Annotated in this window: 2 protein-coding genes; both read left to right on the forward strand. The window is 73.5% G+C overall.

Translation table 11 applies throughout. The features are described 5' to 3' along the window. Positions 1 to 26: 26 nt before the first annotated feature. A complete protein-coding gene (locus ACIP64_RS28895) occupies positions 27 to 11183 on the forward strand; it encodes a type I polyketide synthase (RefSeq protein WP_401592300.1) in 11157 nt (3718 codons plus the stop codon). A gap of 24 nt (positions 11184 to 11207) precedes the next feature. Then, positions 11208 to 21214 (forward strand): type I polyketide synthase (locus ACIP64_RS28900; RefSeq protein WP_401592302.1); only part of this gene is annotated, 10007 nt, incomplete at its 3' end.

Below are 21214 nucleotides of genomic sequence, written 5' to 3' on the forward strand. Positions count from 1 at the left end.
GCGATTCCCCAGGGGGTGACGTTCCGGTGACCAGCTCGAACGAAGAGAAGCTTCTGGAAAACCTGAAGTGGATGACCGCCGAGCTGCGCCGGTCCCGCCGCCGTGTCCAGGAGATCGAGGCCGACGCCGCCGAGCCCATCGCCATCGTGGCGATGAGCTGCCGCTTCCCCGGCGGGGTCAGGTCGCCGGAGGACCTGTGGCGACTGGTCGACGAGGGCGGCGACGCCATTTCCGGATTCCCCGCCGACCGCGGCTGGGACGTCGAATCCCTCACCGATTCCGATCCCGACCGCAAGGGTGCCTTCTACAACACCGGCGGTGGATTCCTCGACGACGCGACGCTGTTCGACCCCGCGTTCTTCGGGATATCGCCGCGCGAGGCGCTGGCGATGGACCCGCAGCAGCGCCAGCTGCTGGAGGTCACCTGGGAGGCGTTCGAGCGGGCCGGCATCGACCCCTCGACCGTGCGCGGCAGCCGTACCGGCGTCTACGTCGGTGCCAGCGCCATGGGATACGGGGCCGACCTCAGGGAGGTCCCGGAGGAGCTGGAAGGGCTGCTGCTGACCGGCGGCGCCACCAGCGTCCTGTCCGGCCGCCTCAGTTACGTCTTCGGGCTCGAGGGCCCGGCCGCCACCGTCGACACCGCGTGCTCGTCCTCCCTCGTCGCCCTGCACCTCGCGACGCAGGCGCTGCGCCAGCGCGAGTGCTCGCTCGCCCTGGTCGGCGGCGTGTGCGTGATGCCCAACACCGACGTGTTCGTCGAGTTCAGCCGTCAGCGCGGCCTGGCGCCCGACGGGCGCTGCAAGTCCTTCGCCGCCTCCGCCGACGGCACCGGCTGGTCCGAGGGCGTCGGCGTGCTGCTGGTCGAGCGGCTGTCCGACGCACGGCGCAACGGTCACCCGGTCCTGGCAGTGGTGCGGGGCTCGGCCGTCAACCAGGACGGCGCCAGCAACGGCCTCACCGCCCCCAACGGGCCCTCGCAGCAGCGCGTCATACGGCAGGCCCTGGAGAACGCACAGCTCTCCGCCGCCGAGGTCGACGCCGTCGAGGCCCACGGCACGGGCACCCGCCTCGGGGACCCGATCGAGGCCGAGGCCCTGCTGGCCACCTACGGCCAGGACCGCCCCGAGGGCCACCCGCTGCGCCTCGGTTCGCTGAAGTCCAACCTCGGCCACACCCAGGCGGCCGCCGGTGTCGCGGGCATCATCAAGATGGTTCTCGCGATGCAGCACGGCGTGCTGCCGCAGACCCTGCACGTCGACGAGCCCACCCCCGACGTCGACTGGTCGGCCGGCGACGTCGCCCTGCTCACCGAGCGGATGCCGTGGCCCGGGACGGGCGCGCCGCGCCGCGCCGCCGTGTCGGCCTTCGGTGTCAGCGGCACCAACGCCCACACGATCATCGAGCAGGCCCCGGAGGCCGAGGAGGCCCCGGAGCCGCCGCCCGCCCCACCGGCGTACGTGGTGCCGTGGCTGCTGTCGGCGAAGGGGCAGGAGGCTCTGCGCGACCAGGCCCGCCGCCTGTCCGCGTACGTGGGGGAGCACACCGGGCTGCGCGCGGTCGACGTCGCCCACTCGCTGGCGCAGGGACGTGCCGCGTTCGAGGACCGTGCGGTGGTCGTCGCCGAGGACCGTCCGGGGCTGCTGGCCGCGTTGAACGCGCTGGCCGAGGGCGACGCGGCCGCTGGTGTGGTGACGGGGTCGCGGGCCGAGGGCAAGGTGGCGTTCCTGTTCACGGGGCAGGGGAGTCAGCGGCTCGGGATGGGCCGGGAGTTGTACGCGGCCTATCCGGTGTTCGCCGAGGCGCTGGACTCGGTGCGTGAACGGCTCGGGCTGGACGTGCTGTTCGGCGACGACGCGGAGGCGTTGGATCGGACGGAGTTCGCGCAGCCGGCGTTGTTCGCGGTGGAGGTGGCGCTGTTCCGGCTGCTGGAGAGCTGGGGTGTGCGGCCGGACTTCCTGTCCGGGCATTCGGTGGGTGAGATCGCGGCCGCGCATGTGGCCGGGGTGCTGTCGCTTGAGGACGCGTGCACGCTGGTTGAGGCGCGTGGCCGTTTGATGCAGGCGCTGCCGACCGGTGGCGTGATGATTGCGCTTCAGGCGTCGGAGGACGAGGTCCTGCCGCTGCTGACCGACCGCGTGAGCATCGCCTCGGTCAACGGGCCGGAGTCCGTGGTCATCGCGGGCGACGAGGACGCGGCCGTCGCGATCGTGGAGTCCTTCGCGGGACGGAAGTCCAAGCGGCTGACGGTCAGTCATGCCTTCCACTCGCCGCACATGGATGGCATGTTGGACGCTTTCCGTGAGGTCGTGTCCGGGCTGTCGTTCCAGGCGCCGCACATCCCGGTCGTCTCCAACCTGACCGGTGGCGTGGTCACCGACGAGATGGCGTCGCCCGAGTTCTGGGTGCGGCACGTCCGCGACGCCGTCCGTTTCCTCGACGGCGTCCGCGCGCTGGAGGCCGCGGGCGTCACCACGTATCTCGAACTCGGCCCGGACGGTGTGCTGTCGGCGATGGCGCAGGAATGTGTGACCGGACAGGGCGCCGCCTTCGTCCCCGTCCTGCGCAGGGACCGTTCCGAGACCGAGACCGTCACCACCGCGCTCGCCCACGCCCACGTCCGCGGGGTGCCGGTGGACTGGGCGGCATACTTCGCCGGGACCGGTGCCCGCCGCGTCGATCTGCCCACCTACGCCTTCCGGCGGCAGCGCTACTGGATCGAGCCGGTAGCGGGCATCGGGGACGTGCGTGCCGCCGGGCTGGAGGCCGTCGATCACCCCCTGCTGGGCGCGACCGTCGCCCTCGCCGACTCAGACGGCCTCCTCTTCACCGGCCGCCTCTCCCTGGACACCCACCCCTGGCTTGCCGACCACACCGTCTGGGACTCCGTGATCCTGCCCGGCGCGGCCTTCGTGGAACTGGCGGTACGCGCCGGTGACCAGGTCGGCTGCGACGTGCTGGAGGAGCTCACCCTCCAGGCCCCGCTGGTGCTGCCCGAGCGGGGCGGCGTGCAGGTGCAGATCCACGTGGGCGCGCCGGACGCCGACGGCACCGGGCGGCGCACGTTCACGCTCGCGTCCCGCGTCCAGGACGGCGCCGGCGACGAGCGGTGGGTGCGGCACGCGGACGGTGTCCTCGCCCAGGGCGCGGCACGCCCGGACTTCGAGTTCACCCAGTGGCCCCCGGCGGGGGCCGAACCCGCCGAGTCGGACGACCTGTACGACGTGCTGGCCGGGCTCGGCATGGGCTACGGGCCGGTGTTCCGCGGTCTGACGGCCGCGTGGCGGCACGGGGAGAGCGTCTACGTCGACGTCGCGCTGCCCGAGGGGTCCGCCCCGGCCGCACGGGACTTCGGCCTGCACCCGGCTCTGCTGGACGCCTGTATGCACGCGCTGGCGCTGGGCGGGCTCGGCGGCACCGTGGGCGTGGGACGCCTGCCGTTCTCCTGGACCGGGGTCACCCTGCACGCCGCCGGCGCCGAGGCGCTGCGCGTCCACGTGGCGCGCACGGGCACGGACGGCATACGCCTGGAGATCGCCGACACCTCCGGCGCACCCGTCGCCACCGTGGACGCCCTCGCCCTGCGCACTGTCTCGGCGGAGCAGGTACGCGTCGCCGAAGCAGCCCACCTGGAGTCGTTGTTCGGCGTGGAATGGGCGCCTGTGACCGCTGTGCGCGGTGAGGGCCCGCAGGGACGGCGCTGGGCCGTGCTCGGCCAGGACGAACTGGGCCTGGCCTCCACGGGTGCGGAGGTGGTGGAGTACGCCGGCCTTGCCGCACTCCTCGAGGCGTTGACGGCGGGGGAGCCGAGCTTCGACTCCGTCTTCGTCCAGCTGCCGGCGACGGGTCACGACGGTGTGGCCGACGCGGTGCATGCGGCTGTGCGGGGTGCGCTGGCGACCGTGCAGGAGTGGATCGCGGACGAGCGCTTCGCGGACGTGCGGCTGGTGTGGCTGACGTCGGGTGCCGTGACGACCGTGCCCGGTGGCGCGGTGACGGATCTCCCGGGCGGCGCGGTGCGGGGACTTCTGCGCTCGGCGCAGTCGGAGCACCCCGACAGCTTCGTGATGGTCGACCTCGACGGCGACCCCGCCTCGGTGCTGGCGCTCGCGGGCGCCCTGGCCAGTGGCGAGCCGCAACTCGCCGTCCGCCGCGGCATGGTGCAGGCGCCCCGGCTGGCCCGGGTCCCCGCCACGACGGCGCTGACCCCGCCGGCGGACACCACCGCCTGGCGGATGGACATCCGGGACAGGGGTACGGTCGACAACCTCGTCCTCGTGCCGAGTCCGGAGTCCGAGGCACCGCTGGCGCCGGGTGAGGTGCGCGTCGCCGTCCGCGCCGCTGGCCTCAACTTCCGCGACGTCCTGAACGCCCTGGGCATGTACCCGGGTGACGCGGGCCTGATGGGCGTCGAGGGTGCGGGCCTGGTCGTGGAGACCGGTCCGGGTGTCACCGATCTCGCCCCCGGTGATCGTGTGATGGGCATGCTGCCGGGTGCGTTCGGGCCGTTGGCCGTTGTCGACCGCCGGATGGTCGCCCCGATGCCGGACGGTTGGACCTTCGCCGAGGCGGCGTCGGTGCCGATCGTCTTCATGACGGCGTACTACGCGCTCCACGACCTCGCCGGTTTGCGCGGCGGTGAGTCCGTCCTCGTGCATGCGGCGGCAGGCGGCGTCGGCATGGCCGCCGTCCAGCTCGCCCGTCACTGGGGCGCCGAGGTGTATGCCACCGCGAGCCCCGGCAAGTGGTACACCCTGCGCGGGCTGGGTCTGGCCGACGACCGCATCGCCTCGTCCCGCACCCTCGACTTCGAGGACGCCTTCCGCGCCGCCACCGGCGGCCGGGGTGTCGACGTCGTCCTCGACTCTCTGGCGCGGGAGTTCGTGGATGCTTCGCTGCGGCTGCTGCCGCGCGGCGGACGCTTCGTGGAGATGGGCAAGACCGACGTCCGTGAGCCGCAGGACGTCGCCGCCGCCCACCCCGGCGTCACCTACCAGGCCTTCGACCTGACCGAGGCCGGCCTCGACCGCATCCAGGAGATGCTCACCGAACTGCTCGCCCTGTTCCGGTCCGGTGCCCTGCACCTGCTCCCGGTCTCGGCGTGGGACCTGCGCCAGGCGCCCGAGGCGTTCCGTCATCTGAGCCAGGCACGTCATGTGGGGAAGATCGTGCTCACGGTTCCCCGTGACTGGGACCCGGACGGCACCGTTCTCATCACCGGGGGAACGGGTGCCCTCGGTGGTCTGGTCGCCCGGCACGCCGTCACCGCGCGCGGCGCCCGCCACCTGCTGCTCACCAGCCGCCGCGGCGAATCCGCCGCCGGAGCCCGCGAACTCGCGGACGAACTGCGAGCCCTGGGCGCCGAGGTCACCGTCGCCGCCTGCGACACCGCCGACCGCGACGCGCTGGCCGCCCTGCTGGACTCCATTCCGGCCGAGCACCCCCTGACCGCCGTCGTGCACACCGCGGGCGTCCTCGACGACGGCGTCATCGACTCCCTCACCCCGGAGCGCCTCGACAAGGTCCTGCGTCCGAAGGTCGACGCGGCGCTCCACCTGCACGACCTCACCCGCCGGCTCGACCTCGCCGACTTCGTCGTCTTCTCGGCGATCGCCGCGGCCCTCGGGGCGGCCGGGCAGGCGAACTACGCCGCCGCCAACGCCTTCCTGGAAGGCCTCGCGGAGCAGCGGCGAGCTCAGGGACTCGCGGCCACCGCCCTCGCCTGGGGCCTGTGGGCCCCGCAGGTGGGCGGAATGGCGACGCACCTGGACGAGAGCGATCTCCAGCGCATGGCCAGAGACGGCGTGGGCGCCCTCTCGAGCCAGGACGGCCTTGCCCTCTTCGACACCGCGCTGTCCGTCGGCGCGGCCGTTCTCCTGCCGATGAAGCTCGATCTCGCGGTCCTGCGCGGTCAGGCCCAGGCAGGTGCCCTGGCGCCGCTGCTGCGCGGTCTCGTGGGTGGCCCCACGCGCCGGGCCGCGGCCGCCGCCGGTGACGGCGGAGGGGAGGACGGGCTGCGGGCGCGTCTGGCGGCGCTCGCCCCGGCCGAACGCGACCGTGTCCTGCTGGATCTGGTCCGCAAGCAGGTCGCCGTCGCGCTCGGCTACCCGGGTCCGGCCTCCGTCGAGCCGGGACGCTCCTTCAAGGAACTGGGCTTCGACTCGCTGACCGCCGTCGAACTGCGCAACCTGCTGGGTGCCGCGACCGGCCGGCGCCTGCCGGCCACCCTCGTCTTCGACTACCCGACCGCCACCGCGCTCGCCGGCCACCTGCGCGAGGAACTCCTCGGCGACGTCGCGGACGGGAACGCGGACGGGGTCGGGACCGACCTCGCGCCGACCGGATCGCGAACCGCCGGCGCGGACGACGACCCCATCGCGATCGTGGCCATGGGCTGCCGCTACCCCGGCGGCGTCCGCAGCCCCGAGGACCTGTGGCGCCTCGTCGAGACCGGCGGCGACGCGATCTCCGGCCTTCCCGCCAACCGCGGCTGGGACACCGCCGAACTCCTCGCCACCGCCGACGCGCCCACCTTCCAGGGCGGCTTCCTCGCCGACGCCGACACCTTCGACGCCGACTTCTTCGGGATCTCCCCGCGCGAGGCGCTGGCCATGGACCCGCAGCAGCGGCTCCTCCTGGAGACCGCCTGGGAGACGATCGAACGCGCGGGCATCGATCCGGCCTCCCTGCGCGGCAGCCGGGCCGGTGTCTTTGTCGGAGCCGCCTACACCGGGTACGACGCCCAGCTGGAGCAGTTGGGCACCGACGCGGTCCTCGGCCACGTGATGACGGGCAACGCGGGCAGCGTGATGTCCGGCCGCGTCTCGTACGCGCTGGGACTGGAAGGCCCTGCGGTGACTGTGGACACGGCGTGTTCGTCGTCGCTCGTGGCCCTGCACTGGGCGGTGCAGGCACTGCGGCAGGGCGAGTGCTCCATGGCGCTGGCCGGCGGCGTCACCGTCATGTCCACCCCCACCACCTTCAACGAGTTCAGCCTCCAGGGCGGCCTCTCGCCCGACGGCCGCTGCAAGGCGTTCGCCGCCGCGGCGGACGGCACGGGGTGGAGCGAGGGCGTGGGCATGCTCCTGGTGGAGCGGCTGTCCGACGCGCGGCGCCACGGGCACCCGGTACTGGCGCTGGTGCGCGGTTCTGCCGTCAACCAGGACGGTGCGAGCAACGGCCTGACGGCGCCAAACGGTCCCTCGCAGCAGCGCGTCATCCGCCAGGCCCTGGCGAGCGCCGGGCTGTCGGCCTCCGACGTGGACGCGGTCGAGGCACACGGCACCGGCACCCGGCTCGGGGACCCGATCGAGGCGCAGGCGCTGCTCGCCACGTACGGTCAGGACCGCTCGCCGGAGCAGCCGCTGCTGCTCGGCTCCATCAAGTCGAACATCGGGCACACGCAGGCCGCGGCCGGTGTCGCCGGCATCATCAAGATGGTCATGGCGATGCGGCACGGCGCGCTGCCGCGCACGCTCCACGTGGACGAACCGTCCCCGCACGTCGATTGGTCGAGAGGCGACGTCGCCCTGCTCACCGAGCAGCGGGAGTGGCCCGGGACGGGCCGTCCGCGCCGGGCCGGCATCTCGTCGTTCGGCATCAGCGGCACCAACGCCCACACGATCATCGAGCAGCCCCCGGGCGACGTCGCGGAGGCCGCCGAGGCTCCCGCGCAGGCACCGGGAGTCCTCCCGTACGTCCTGTCGGCCAGGACCCGCGAGGCCCTGCGCGACCAGGCACGACGCCTGCTGCCGGTGGTCGGGTCCGGCGCCGCGCCTCTCGCCGACCTGGCCCACTCGCTGGCGACCACCCGGGCGGCCCTCGACGACCGGGCCGCGATCGTGACCGGCGACACCGATGGGCTGAAGGCCGCCCTCGTGGCGCTCGCCGAGGATCGGCAGGCCCCCGGCCTCGTCCAGGCGACGGTCACCGCCGGCTCGCTGGCGTTCCTCTTCACCGGGCAGGGCAGCCAGCGGCTGGGGATGGGACGCGAGTTGTACGACGCCTATCCGGTGTTCGCGGAGGCGCTGGACGCGATCGGTGAACGGCTCGGACCGGACGCGTTGTTCGGGGACGATGCGGAGGCGCTGGACCGCACGGAGTTCGCGCAGCCGGCGCTCTTCGCGGTGGAGGTGGCTCTCTTCCGGCTGCTGCAGTCGTGGGGTGTGCGTCCGGACTTCGTGTCCGGGCATTCGGTGGGTGAGCTTGCCGCCGCGCATGTGGCGGGGGTGTTGTCGCTGGACGATGCGTGCGCGCTGGTCGCGGCGCGTGGGCGGTTGATGCAGACGCTGCCGGGCGGCGGGGTGATGATCGCGCTGGAGGCGTCGGAGGAAGAGGTTCTGCCGCTGCTGGGTGAGCGGGTGAGCATCGCGGCCGTCAACGGTCCGCGGTCGGTGGTCGTCGCCGGTGACGAGGACGCTGCCAAGGGGATTGTGGAGGCGTTCCCGGACCGGAAGTCCAAGCGGCTGACGGTCAGTCACGCCTTCCACTCCCCGCACATGGACGGGATGCTGGCGGACTTCCGGAAGGTCGCCGAGGGGCTGTCCTACGGGGCGCCCCGTATTCCGCTGGTCTCCAACCTCACCGGTGCCCTGGTGACGGACGAGGTGACGTCGCCCGACTTCTGGGTGCGGCATGTGCGGGAGGCCGTGCGCTTCCTGGACGGCATCCGCGCCCTGGAGGCCGCAGGCGTCACCACGTACGTCGAACTCGGCCCCGACGGGGTGCTCTCGGCCATGGCTCAGGACTGCGTGACCGGTGATGCAGCCTTCGTCCCCGTCCTGCGCAAGGGCCGTCCCGAGCCGGAGACGGCCGTGACCGCCCTCGCCCGGGCTCACACGCGTGGCGTTTCGGTCGACTGGGCGCGGTTCTTCGCCGGGACCGGCGCCCGCCGCGTCGACCTGCCCACCTACGCCTTCCAAGGGCTGCGCTACTGGCCCGAGCCCGCGGCGCGGCGCACCGCATTCGACGGCACACGCGACGCGGTGGACGCCCGCTTCTGGGAGGTCGTCGAGAGCGCCGACCCCAAGGGCATCGCCGACGAGTTGGGCCTCGACGCCGACCAGCCGCTGAGCTCTCTGCTGCCCGCCCTCTCGCTCTGGCGCCGCGATCAGCAGGCGCGTACGCAGGCGGACGCCCGGCGCTACCACGTCACTTGGCACCCGTGGTCGAACGGCAACGGCACCCCCACCGGTGTCTGGCTGGTGGCCCTCCCGGCCGCCCACGCCGACGACCCCTGGGTGGGTGCCGTGACGGCGCGCATCGAGGCCGGCGGTGCCCACGTCGTGCCCGTCGTGCTCGACGCTGCCGACGCCGACCCGGGCGCAATCGCCGCTCGCCTGAGCGGACATGGTGCCGTCGCCGGTGTCCTGTCCCTCCTCGCCCTGGACGAGCGACCCCACCCGGAGCACCCCGGAGTCCCCGTCGGCCTCGCGCTGACCTCCGCGCTCGCCGAGGTGCTGACGGGCGAGGCCGCCGGGGTCGACGGGCCGCTGTGGTCCGTGACCCGCGAAGCCGTCGCGGCCGTCGCCGCGGACGGGCTCACCGGCGCCGCCCAGGCCCACGTCTGGGGCCTGGGCCGGGTCGTCGCCCTGGAGCACCCCGACCGCTGGGGCGGGCTCGTCGACCTGCCCGCCGACTGCGACGAGCGGGCGCTGGACCGCCTGGCGGCAGTGCTCGCCGAAGCGGGTGACGAGGACCAGCTCGCCGTCCGCGCGTCCGGAACCTTTGTACGCCGCCTGGAGCACGCCGCGCCCCAGGCACCGGCCGCCGGGACCTGGACCCCGCGCGGCACCGTGCTCGTCACCGGCGGCACGGGCGCGCTCGGCCGCCACACGGCCCGGTGGCTCGCCGGGCACGGAGCGCAGCGGCTCGTCCTCGTCAGCCGCAAGGGAGCCGACGCCCCCGGCGCGGCGGAGCTCGAGAAGGAACTGTCCGGTCTCGGCGCCGAAGTGACGCTCGCCGCCTGCGACGTCGCCGACCGGTCCGCGCTCGCGGCGCTCGTCGACCGACTGGCCGCCGAGGGCAGCCCGATACGCGCCGTCGTGCACGCCGCCGGTGTCTCCCAGCCCCCCGGGGAGCACACCGACCTGCCCGGCCTCTCCCACGTCGTGGCCGCCAAGACCGCCGGAGCCGTGAACCTCGACGCGCTCTTCGGCACACCGGACTCCCTTGACGCCTTCGTGCTCTTCTCGTCCATCGCGGGTGTCTGGGGCAGCGGCGGGCAGGGCGCCTACGCGGCCGCCAACGCCTTCCTCGACGCGCTCGCCGAGCGCCGCAGGGCCCAGGGCCTGCCCGCGACCGCCGTCGCCTGGGGCCCGTGGGCCGACGGCGGCATGGCGGCCGAGGGCGACGCGGAGGAGCAGCTGCGCCGCCGCGGCCTGCCGCCCATGGCCCCGGCCGACAACCTGCTGGCGCTGGAACGCGCCGTCGCCGGCAACGAGGCGGCCGTGACCGTCGCCGAGGTGGACTGGGCGCGCTTCGCACCCGTCTTCACCGCGGCCCGGCCCCGCCCCCTCGTCGCCGACCTCCCCGAGGTCCGGGACGCGCTGCGCGCCGACCCGCCGGCCGCCGCGGAGGGCACCGACGACCCGTCCTCCGCGACGCTCCGGCGCCTCGCCGAACTCACCGGCGACGACCGGCAGGCGGCCCTGCTCGACCTCGTGCGCGAGCACGCGGCCGCGGCCCTCGGACACGTCTCCGCCGACGCGGTCGCCGCCGAACGCGCCTTCAAGGACCTCGGCTTCGACTCCCTGACCGCCGTCGAACTGCGCAATCGCCTGGGTGCCGCGTGCGGGCTGCGGCTGCCCTCCAGCCTCGTGTTCGACTACCCCAACCCCCGCGCCCTCACCGGGCACCTGCTGCACAGCCTCTTCCCCGAGGCCGCCGGCACCACGACCGCCCATCCCGTGGACACCGACCCGCAGGACGCCGAACTGCGCCGGACGCTGGCCACCATCCCGCTGGGCCGGATCCGCGAGGCCGGGCTGCTGGACACACTGCTGCGGCTGGCCGCCCCGGACGACACGCCCGCCGGCGCGGCGGACACCGCCGATCCCGCGGACGCCGCGGACTCCATCGACGCGATGGACCTCCAAGCCCTCCTCGACCTGGCACTCGACGGCCACGGCGACCCCGACGGGTCCCACGGCGGCGCCACCGACGACGACAGCAACCGATCCTGACGTGCCCGAAGTGCGGAGTATGTGATGACCACCCCGAACGAAAAAGTCGTTGAAGCGCTGCGGGCATCCCTGAAGGAGACCGAGCGGCTGCGCCGCCGGAACCGGGAGCTGACCGACGCCTCGCGCGAGCCGATCGCCATCGTCGCCATGGGCTGCCGCTTCCCCGGCGGAGTCCGCTCGCCCGAGGACCTGTGGAACCTCGTCGACAGCGGCGGCGACGGCATCACCGGCTTCCCCGTCGACCGGGGCTGGGACATCGAGTCGCTGTACGACCCGGACCCCGACCACGAGGGCACCACCTACGCCCGCCACGGCGGCTTCCTCCACGACGCGGGCGACTTCGACCCCGCCTTCTTCGGGATCTCGCCGCGCGAGGCGCTCGCCATGGACCCGCAGCAGCGCCTGCTGCTGGAGACCACCTGGGAGACGTTCGAGCGGGCCGGCATCGACCCGGCCACCCTGCGCGGCAGCCGGGCAGGCGTCTTCGTCGGCGCCTCCGCCAACGCGTACGGCGCCGGCGCCGGGGACCTCCCCGACGGCGTGGAGGGCCACCTCCTGACCGGCACCGCCTCCAGCGTCGTTTCCGGCCGCCTCGCCTACGTCTTCGGCCTCGAAGGCCCCGCCGCCACCATCGACACCGCGTGCTCGTCCTCCTCCGTCGCCCTCCACATGGCCGTCCAAGCGCTCCGCCAGGGCGAATGCTCCCTGGCCCTGGCCGCCGGCGTCACCGTGCTCGCCGGGCCCGACGTCTTCGTCGAGTTCAGCCGTCAGCGCGGACTGTCCCCCGACGGGCGCTGCAGGTCCTTCGCCGAGGCGGCCGACGGCACCGGATGGTCCGAGGGCGTCGGCGTGCTCCTCGTCGAGCGCCTGTCCGACGCGCTCCGCAACGGCCATCCGGTGCTGGCGGTGGTGCGGGGTTCGGCGGTGAACCAGGACGGTGCGAGCAACGGCCTGACGGCGCCCAATGGCCCGTCCCAGCAGCGCGTCATCCGCCAGGCCCTCGAGAACGCCCGCCTGACCCCCGCCGACATCGACGCCGTCGAAGCGCACGGCACCGGTACGACCCTGGGCGACCCCATCGAGGCGCAGGCCCTCCTCGCCACCTACGGCCAGGAACGGCCCGAGGGCCGGCCGCTGCTCCTTGGCTCGCTCAAGTCCAACATCGGCCACACCCAGAACGCCGCGGGTGTCGCGGGCATCATCAAGATGGTCATGGCGATGCGGCACGGTGTACTGCCCCGCACCCTCCACATCGACCGGCCGACCTCGCACGTCGACTGGTCGTCGGGCGCCGTGTCCCTGCTCACCGACGCCGTGGACTGGCCGGAGACCGGCCGCCCGCGCCGCGTCGGCGTCTCGGCGTTCGGTGTCAGCGGCACCAACGTGCACACCATCATCGAGCAGGCCCCGGAGCCCGAGGAGTCGGACGCCCCGGCACCCGCCGCCTTCGGGGGCGCGGTGCCGGTGCTGCTCTCGGCGAAGGGGCGCGACGCGCTGCGCGAGCAGGCCCGTCGCCTCCACGCGTACGTGGAGGAGAACACCGGGGCGGGTGCGGTGGACGTCGCTCACGCCCTGGCCACGACCCGCGCCGCCTTCGAGGACCGCGCCGTCGTTGTCGCCGAGGACCGCGCCGGCCTGCTGTCGGCCCTCGCCGCCCTGTCCGAGGGCGAAGCGGCGCCGGGCGTGGTGACCGGCTCGCCCGTCGCGGGCAAGGTGGCATTCCTGTTCACGGGGCAGGGGAGTCAGCGGCTGGGGATGGGGCGTGAGTTGTACGACGCCTATCCGGTGTTCGCCGAGGCGCTTGACGCGGTGCGTGAGCGGCTGGGGCTGGATGTGCTGTTCGGCGACGACGCTGAGGCGTTGGACCGTACGGAGTTCGCGCAGCCGGCGTTGTTCGCGGTGGAGGTGGCGCTGTTCCGGCTGCTGGAGAGCTGGGGCGTGAAGCCGGACTTCCTGTCCGGGCATTCGGTGGGTGAGATCGCTGCCGCGCATGTGGCCGGGGTGCTGTCGCTCGAGGATGCGTGCACGCTGGTCGAGGCCCGTGGCCGCTTGATGCAGGCCCTGCCGATGGGCGGGGTAATGATCGCGGTGCAGGCGTCGGAGGACGAGGTCCTGCCGCTGCTGACCGACCGGGTGAGCATCGCGGCCGTCAATGGCCCCCAGGCGGTGGTGATCGCCGGAGACGAGGATGCCGCGGTCGCGATCGTGGATTCCCTCGGGGACCGCAAGTCGAAGCGTCTGACGGTCAGTCACGCGTTCCATTCGCCGCACATGGACGGGATGCTGGACGCGTTCCGTGAGGTGGTGTCCGGGCTGGCGTTCGCGGCGCCGCGCATTCCGGTCGTCTCGAATCTGACCGGCGCCGTGGTCACGGATGAGATGGCGTCGCCCGATTTCTGGGTGCGGCACGTCCGTGAGGCCGTGCGCTTCCTCGACGGTGTCCGTGTCCTGGAGGCCGCGGGCGTCACCACGTACGTCGAACTCGGCCCGGACGGCGTGCTGTCGGCGATGGCGCAGGAATGTGTGACTGGCGAGGGCGCCGCCTTCGTGCCCGTCCTGCGCAAGGGCCGGCCCGAGGCCGAGACCGTCACCTCCGCGCTCGCCCACGCCCACACCCGGGGGATCGCGGTCGACTGGCAGGCGTACTTCGCCGGGACGGGCGCCCAGCGCGTCGACCTGCCCACCTATGCCTTCCAGCGGCAGCGCTACTGGATCGAGTCGGGCCGCGGCGCCGGAGACCTGCGCGCCGTCGGCCTCGAGGCCGTGGGCCACCCGCTGCTCGGCGCGACCGTTGCGCTCGCCGACTCCGACGGCTTCCTCTTCACCGGCCGCCTCTCGCTCGACACGCACCCCTGGCTCGCCGACCACGCCGTCATGGGCTCCGTGCTCCTGCCCGGCACGGCCTTCGTCGAGCTGGCCGTACGCGCCGGTGACCAGGTCGGCTGCGACGTGCTGGAGGAACTCACCCTCCAGGCTCCGCTGGTGCTGCCCGAGCGGGGCGGCGTGCAGGTGCAGATCCACGTGTCCGCGCCGGACGCCGACGGCACCGGCCGCCGCACCTTCACGCTCTCCTCCCGCGCCGAGGGCGGCGCGGCCGACGAGTCGTGGGTGCGACACGCCGACGGTGTCCTCGCCCAGGGCGCGGCACGCCCGGACTTCGAACTCGCCCAGTGGCCCCCGGCGGGCGCCGAGGCCGTTCCGACGGAGAACCTGTACGCGGAGCTTTCCGCGCTCGGCATGGCCTACGGCCCCGTCTTCCGCGGGCTGACGGCCGCGTGGCGGGACGGGGAGAGCGTCTACGTCGAGGTCGCGCTGCCCGAGGGGAACGCCACGGCCGCCCGGGACTTCGGCCTGCACCCCGCCCTGCTCGACGCATGTCTGCACGCGCTCGGCCTCGGCGGGCTCGGCGGCAACGACGGTGAAGGACGCCTCCCGTTCTCCTGGACCGGGGTGACCCTGCACGCCGCGGGCGCCGAGGCCGTGCGCGTCCGCCTGGCACCGGCGGGCACCGACGGCGTCCGGCTGGAGATCGCCGACACCTCCGGCGCACCCGTCGCCACCGTGGACGCCCTCGTGCTGCGCGCCGTCTCCGCCGAGCAGGTGCGGGCCGCCCGTACCGCCCACCACGAGTCGGTGTTCCGCGCCGAGTGGACCCCGCTGCCGGGTACCCCCGACACCGCCTCCACACCGCGGCGTTGGGCCGTCGTGGGCGGGGCCGCCGCTGTGGCCTCGCTGCCGGGTGCGCTGCCCGGCGAGGTCGGCGTGCACGCGGACCTCGCCGCCCTCGCCGCGGCGGTCGAAGCCGGGGCGCCTGTCCCGGACGCTTTGGTGGTCGGATTCGGCCCGGCGGAGGAGCTGTCGGCCCAGGCCGTGCACGCCGCCGCCCACGACGCCCTCGCGCTCGCCCAGGCGTGGTGCGCGGACGAGCCGTTCGCGGGCGAGGCCTTTGCCGGCTGCCGTCTGATCGTCGTCACCCAGGGCGCGGTCAGCACTGGCGACGGCGCCGGGAGCACCGACCCCGTGCACGCCGCAGTCGTCGGCCTGCTGCGCTCCGCGCAGTCCGAATACCCCGACCGCCTGCTGCTCGTCGACACCGACGGACACGAGGACTCCGCCCGCGCCCTCCCGTACGCCCTCGATGCGGCCCTCGCGGCGGACGAACCCCAACTCGCTCTGCGCGCGGGCTCCGTGCACGCCCTGCGGCTGGCCCGGGTCGCCCGCCGGGACGACGACGGCGACGCCGCCGTCACCGTGTACGCACCCGACAGGACCGTGCTCATCACCGGCGCGGGCGGCATGCTCGGCGGCCTGGTCGCCCGCCGCCTCGTCACCGAACACGGTGTACACCACCTGCTGCTCGTGGGACGCCGGGGCGGTGCCACCCCGGAGGCCGAGCGGCTGCGGGACGAACTGACCGCGCTGGGCGCCACCGTCACCTGGGCGGCGTGCGACGTCGCCGACCGCGAAGCGCTCGCGGACGTCCTGCGCGGCATCCCCGCCGCACATCCGCTGGGCGCGGTCGTCCACACCGCGGGCGTGCTCGACGACGGCGTCATCACCTCCCTCACCCCGGAACGGCTCTCCGCCGTCCTGCGTCCCAAGGCCGACGCGGCGCTGCACCTGCACGACCTCACCCGGGACCTCGACCTCTCGGCCTTCGTCCTCTTCTCCTCCATCGGCGGCGTCTTCGGCGGCCCCGGCCAGGGCAACTACGCGGCCGCCAACGTCTTCCTCGACGCCCTCGCCCACCACCGGCGCGCCCACGGCCTCCCCGCCACCTCCATGGCCTGGGCCCTGTGGGCCGGCGACGCCGATGACGCCACTGGCGGCGCAGGCATGGTCGGCACCCTGGACGAGGCCGACATCAGCCGCATGCGGCGCGCGGGCCTGCCCCCGCTGACCACCGCGGAAGGCCTCGAACTCTTCGACCTCGCGCACCGCGTCGACGAGGCGACGCCCGTCCTCATGCACGCCGGCCTGGCCGCCCTGCGCAACCAGGCCGGGTCCGGCGCCCTGTCGCCGCTCCTGCGCGGCCTCGTCCGAGTGCCCGCCCGCCGGGCAGCCGCCACCACCGGCGACGCGGGAGAGGACGGCCTGCGCCAGCGGCTGGCCGGGCTCGCCCCTGCCGAACGCGACCGCGCCCTGCTCGACCTCGTCCGCAAGCAGGTCGCCACCGCCCTCGGCTACCCCGGACCGGCCTCCGTCGAGCCCGGACGCTCGTTCAAGGAGCTCGGCTTCGACTCCCTGACGGCGGTCGAACTGCGCAACCTGCTCGGCGCCGCCACCGGCCGACGCCTGCCCGCCACCCTCGTCTTCGACTACCCGACCGCCACCGCGCTCGCCGGCTACCTGCGCGAAGAACTCGTCGGCGACCTCACGGACGGCGCCTCCATCACCACCCACCGGGCCGGCGACCCGGCGCCGGCAGGCTCGCGCGGCGGGACGACCCCGGCCGGCGCGGACGACGACCCCATCGCCATCGTCGCGATGAGCTGCCGCTTCCCCGGCGGCGTCACGTCCCCCGAGGACCTGTGGGAGCTCCTGGCAGCCGGGCGCGACGGCATCACCGGCTTCCCCGCCGACCGCGGCTGGGACCTCGACCACCTCTACAGCGACGACCCCGACAGCGAGGGCACCAGCTACGCCCGCGAAGGCGGCTTCCTTTATGACGCCGCCGAGTTCGACGCCGACTTCTTCGGCGTCTCGCCGCGCGAGGCGCTGTCCATGGACCCGCAGCAGCGGCTCCTGCTGGAGACCACCTGGGAGACGTTCGAGCGCGCCGGGATCGACCCCACCACGCTGCGCGGCAGCCGCACCGGCGTCTTCGTCGGCTCCAACGCCCAGGACTACCTGCACCTGTGGCTCAACGACGCCGACGGCCTCGAAGGCCACCTCGGGACCGGCAACGCGGCCAGCGTCGTCTCCGGCCGCATCTCCTACACCTTCGGCCTCGAGGGCCCGGCCGTCACCATCGACACCGCCTGCTCGTCGTCCCTGGTCACCCTGCACCTGGCGGCACAGGCACTGCGCCGCGGCGACTGCTCGATGGCACTGGCCGGCGCCGTCACCATCATGTCCACCCCGGGCGCGTTCACCGAGTTCAGCCGCCAGCGCGGCCTGGCCGCCGACGGCCGCATCAAGGCGTTCGATGCCTCGGCCGACGGGACGAGCTGGTCCGAGGGCGTCGCCCTGCTCCTTGTCGAGCGCCTGTCCGACGCGCGCGCCAACGGGCACCCGGTGCTCGCTCTCGTCCGCGGTTCGGCGGTGAACCAGGACGGCGCGAGCAACGGCCTCACCGCGCCGAACGGCCCGTCCCAGCAGCGCGTCATCCGGGAAGCCCTCGCCGACGCCGGCCTGTCGGCCACGGACGTCGACGCGGTGGAGGCGCACGGCACCGGTACGACGCTGGGCGACCCGATCGAGGCGCAGGCACTGCTCGCGACGTACGGCCAGGGGCGCCCCGATGGCAGGCCGGTGTGGCTCGGCTCCGTGAAGTCCAACATCGGCCACACGCAGGCCGTCGCCGGAGCCGCCGGCGTCATCAAGATGGTCATGGCGATGCGGCACGGGGTCCTGCCCCAAACCCTGTACGTGAACGAGCCCACGCCATATGTCGACTGGACGGCGGGCGACATCGCCCTGCTGACCGAGGCGGTCCAGTGGCCGGAGACCGGCCGATCGCGCCGCGCCGGCATCTCCTCCTTCGGCTACAGCGGCACCAACGCCCACGCGATCATTGAGCAGGCGCCCGATGTCGTCGTGCCCGCTCAGCAGGAACCGGCCCGCGACCTGCCCGTCGTGCCCTGGCTCGTCTCCGGCCGGACGGCGGAGGCCCTGCGCGCCCAGGCCGAACGCCTGCACCCGACGGCCGCCGGCATCGCGGACACGGGCGAACTCGACTTCGCCTACTCCCTCGCCACCAGCCGCGCCGCCCTGGAACACCGCGCCGCCGTAGTCGCCGGGGATCCGGCCGCCCGACTCGCCGCCCTCGCCGCCCTGGCCTGCGGCGACCAGGCACCGGGCCTGGTGCAAGGCACCGTGACGACAGGCGCGCTCGCCTTCCTGTTCACGGGGCAGGGGAGCCAGCGACTCGGGATGGGGCGTGAGTTGTACGCGGCCTGTCCGGTGTTTGCCGAGGCGCTTGATGCGGTGCGTGGGCGGCTGGGTCTTGATGTGCTGTTCGGCGATGACGCTGAGGCGTTGGATCGTACGGAGTTCGCGCAACCGGCGTTGTTCGCGGTGGAAGTTGCCTTGTTCCGGCTCCTGGAGAGCTGGGGTGTGCGTCCGGACTTCGTGTCGGGGCATTCGGTGGGTGAGATCGCGGCTGCGCACGTGGCTGGGGTGCTGTCGCTTGAGGATGCGTGCGCTCTGGTGGCGGCGCGTGGGCGGTTGATGCAGGCGCTGCCGACGGGTGGCGTGATGATCGCGCTGGAGGCGTCGGAGGACGAGGTCCTGCCGCTGCTGAACGAGCGGGTGAGCATTGCCGCGGTCAACGGTCCGCAGGCTGTGGTGATTGCCGGTGACGAGGATGCCGCGGTCGCGATCGTGGAGTCGTTCGGGGATCGGAAGTCCAAGCGGCTGACGGTCAGTCATGCATTCCATTCGCCGCACATGGACGGGATGCTGGAGTCCTTCCGTGAGGTGGTGACGGGGCTGTCGTTCGAGGCTCCGCGCATCCCGGTTGTCTCGAATCTCACCGGTGCGGTCGTAGCGGATGAGATGTCCTCGCCCGAATTCTGGATGCGGCACGTTCGTGAGGCTGTCCGCTTCCTGGACGGTGTTCGCGCGCTGGAGGCTGCTGGGGTCAGCACGTTTGTGGAGCTGGGTCCGGACGGTGTGCTGTCGGCGATGGCGCAGGAGTGTGTGACGGGCGAGGGCGCGGTCTTCGTTCCGGTGCTGCGCAAGGGCCGCCCTGAGGCGGAGACCGCCGTCACGGCTCTGGCGCAGGCGTACGCGCGGGGCGTGGAGGTGGACTGGGCCCGGTACTTCGCCGGCACGGGTGCGCGGCGCGTGGACCTGCCGACGTATGCCTTCCAGCGGCGGAGGTTCTGGCCGGAGACCGTTCTCTGGGCGGCCCCGCAGGCCACGGCGCCGGATCAGGCGAGCGCGGTGGACGCCAGGTTCTGGGATGCGGTGGAGCGGGAGGACCTGGTCTCCCTGGCCGCCGAGTTGGACGTCTCCGGCGATGCGTCTCTGGGTGAGGTGCTTCCGGCGTTGTCGGCGTGGCGTCGGCAGGGTCGGGAGCGTTCGGAGGTGGACGGCTGGCGGTACCGGGTGGTGTGGAAGCCGCTGGCTGAGGTTTCCGGCGCGCGTCTGTCCGGTTCCTGGCTGGTGGTCGTGCCGGTCGGGAGTGACGTTGACGGGCCGGTGGTGGATGCGCTGGCGGGGCGCGGTGCGGAGGTGCGCCGGGTCGAGGTCGAGCCGGGCACGGACCGCGCCACCTTGGCGGGTCTGCTCGCTGGTGAGTACGCCGGTGTGGTCTCGCTGCTGGGGCTCGTCGACGCGACGAGTCTGATCCAGGCTCTGGGCGATGCAAGGGTGGATGCGCCGCTGTGGTGCCTGACGCGAGGCGCTGTTTCCGTTGGCCGGTCGGACCGGCTGGTGTCGCCGGTGCAGGCGCAGGTCTGGGGTCTGGGCCGGGTGGCGGCGCTGGAGGTGCCGGAGCGCTGGGGTGGTCTGGTGGACCTCCCGGAGGCGCTGGACGAGCGGGCGCTGTCTCGGCTCATAGGCGTGCTGGCTGGTTCGAGTGAGGACCAGGTGGCTGTGCGTTCGTCCGGGGTGTTCGGGCGGCGGCTGGTTCGGGCTGTGCTGCCGGAGGGTGCGGGGTCGTGGATCCCGTCGGGCACGGTGCTGGTGACGGGTGGCACGGGTGCGCTGGGTGGTCGTGTTGCGCGGTGGCTGGCGGAGGCTGGTGCCGAGCGGCTGGTGCTGACCAGCCGGCGCGGGATGGACGCGCCGGGTGCTGCTGAGCTGGTGGCGGAGCTGGGGGCCGAGGTCACGGTCGTCGCGTGTGATGCCTCCGACCGTGAGGCGCTGCGCGCTGTGCTGGCTGAGCACGCCGAGTCGCTGACCGCAGTCGTTCACACGGCGGGCGTCCTGGACGACGGCGTCCTCGACTCGCTCACGCAGGACCGTCTTGACACCGTCCTACGGGCGAAGGCGACCTCCGCCCTCAACCTGCACGAGCTGACGATCGAACTCGGCGTGGAGCTGGATGCCTTCGTCCTGTTCTCGTCGATGAGCGGCACGATCGGCACCGCGGGCCAGGGCAATTACGCTGCCGCGAACGCTTTCCTGGACGCCCTTGCCGAGCAGCGTCGTGCGGACGGCTTGGCGGCGACGTCGATTGCTTGGGGTCCGTGGGCCGAGGGCGGCATGGCGGCCGATGAGGCGATGGCCGCCCGGATGCGCCGTGGCGGGGTTCCGCCGATGCGGGCAGACCTCGCCATGGTCGCGATGCACCAGGCCGCCGGATCTGCGGAGGCGGCCCTCCTGATCGCCGACTTCGACTGGGAGCGCTTTGCGCCCGGTTTCACTTCCGCGCGTCCCAGCAGGCTGCTCGTAGAGCTTCAAGGGGCGGCCACCGCCGCGCACGGGGAGAGCGCGAACGATGCCTCCGATTCGGCTGGTTCTTCGTTTGCTGTGCGGTTGCGGGGGATGGCGGAGGGGGATCGTGCGCCGTTTGTCCTGGAGTTGGTGCGTCGGCTGGTTGCCGAGGTTCTGGGGCATGGGGGTGTGGGGGACGTCGAGGCGGGTCGGGCCTTCAAGGAGCTGGGCTTTGACTCGCTGACGGCCGTCGAACTGCGGAACCGGTTGGGTGCGGCGACGGAGCTGCGGTTGCCGGCGACGCTGGTCTACGACTATCCGACGTCGGCTGCGCTTGCGGATTATCTGCGGGGTGAGGTGCTGGGGACGGTTCGTGTTGCGGATGCGGACCTGCCGGCGGTGATCGCCACGGATGATGATCCGATCGCGATTGTGGCGATGAGTTGCCGGTTCCCGGGTGGTGTGCGGTCGCCTGAGGATCTGTG

The sequence above is a fragment of the Streptomyces sp. NPDC088733 genome (assembly GCF_044751185.1).
GTDB lineage: Bacteria > Actinomycetota > Actinomycetes > Streptomycetales > Streptomycetaceae > Actinacidiphila.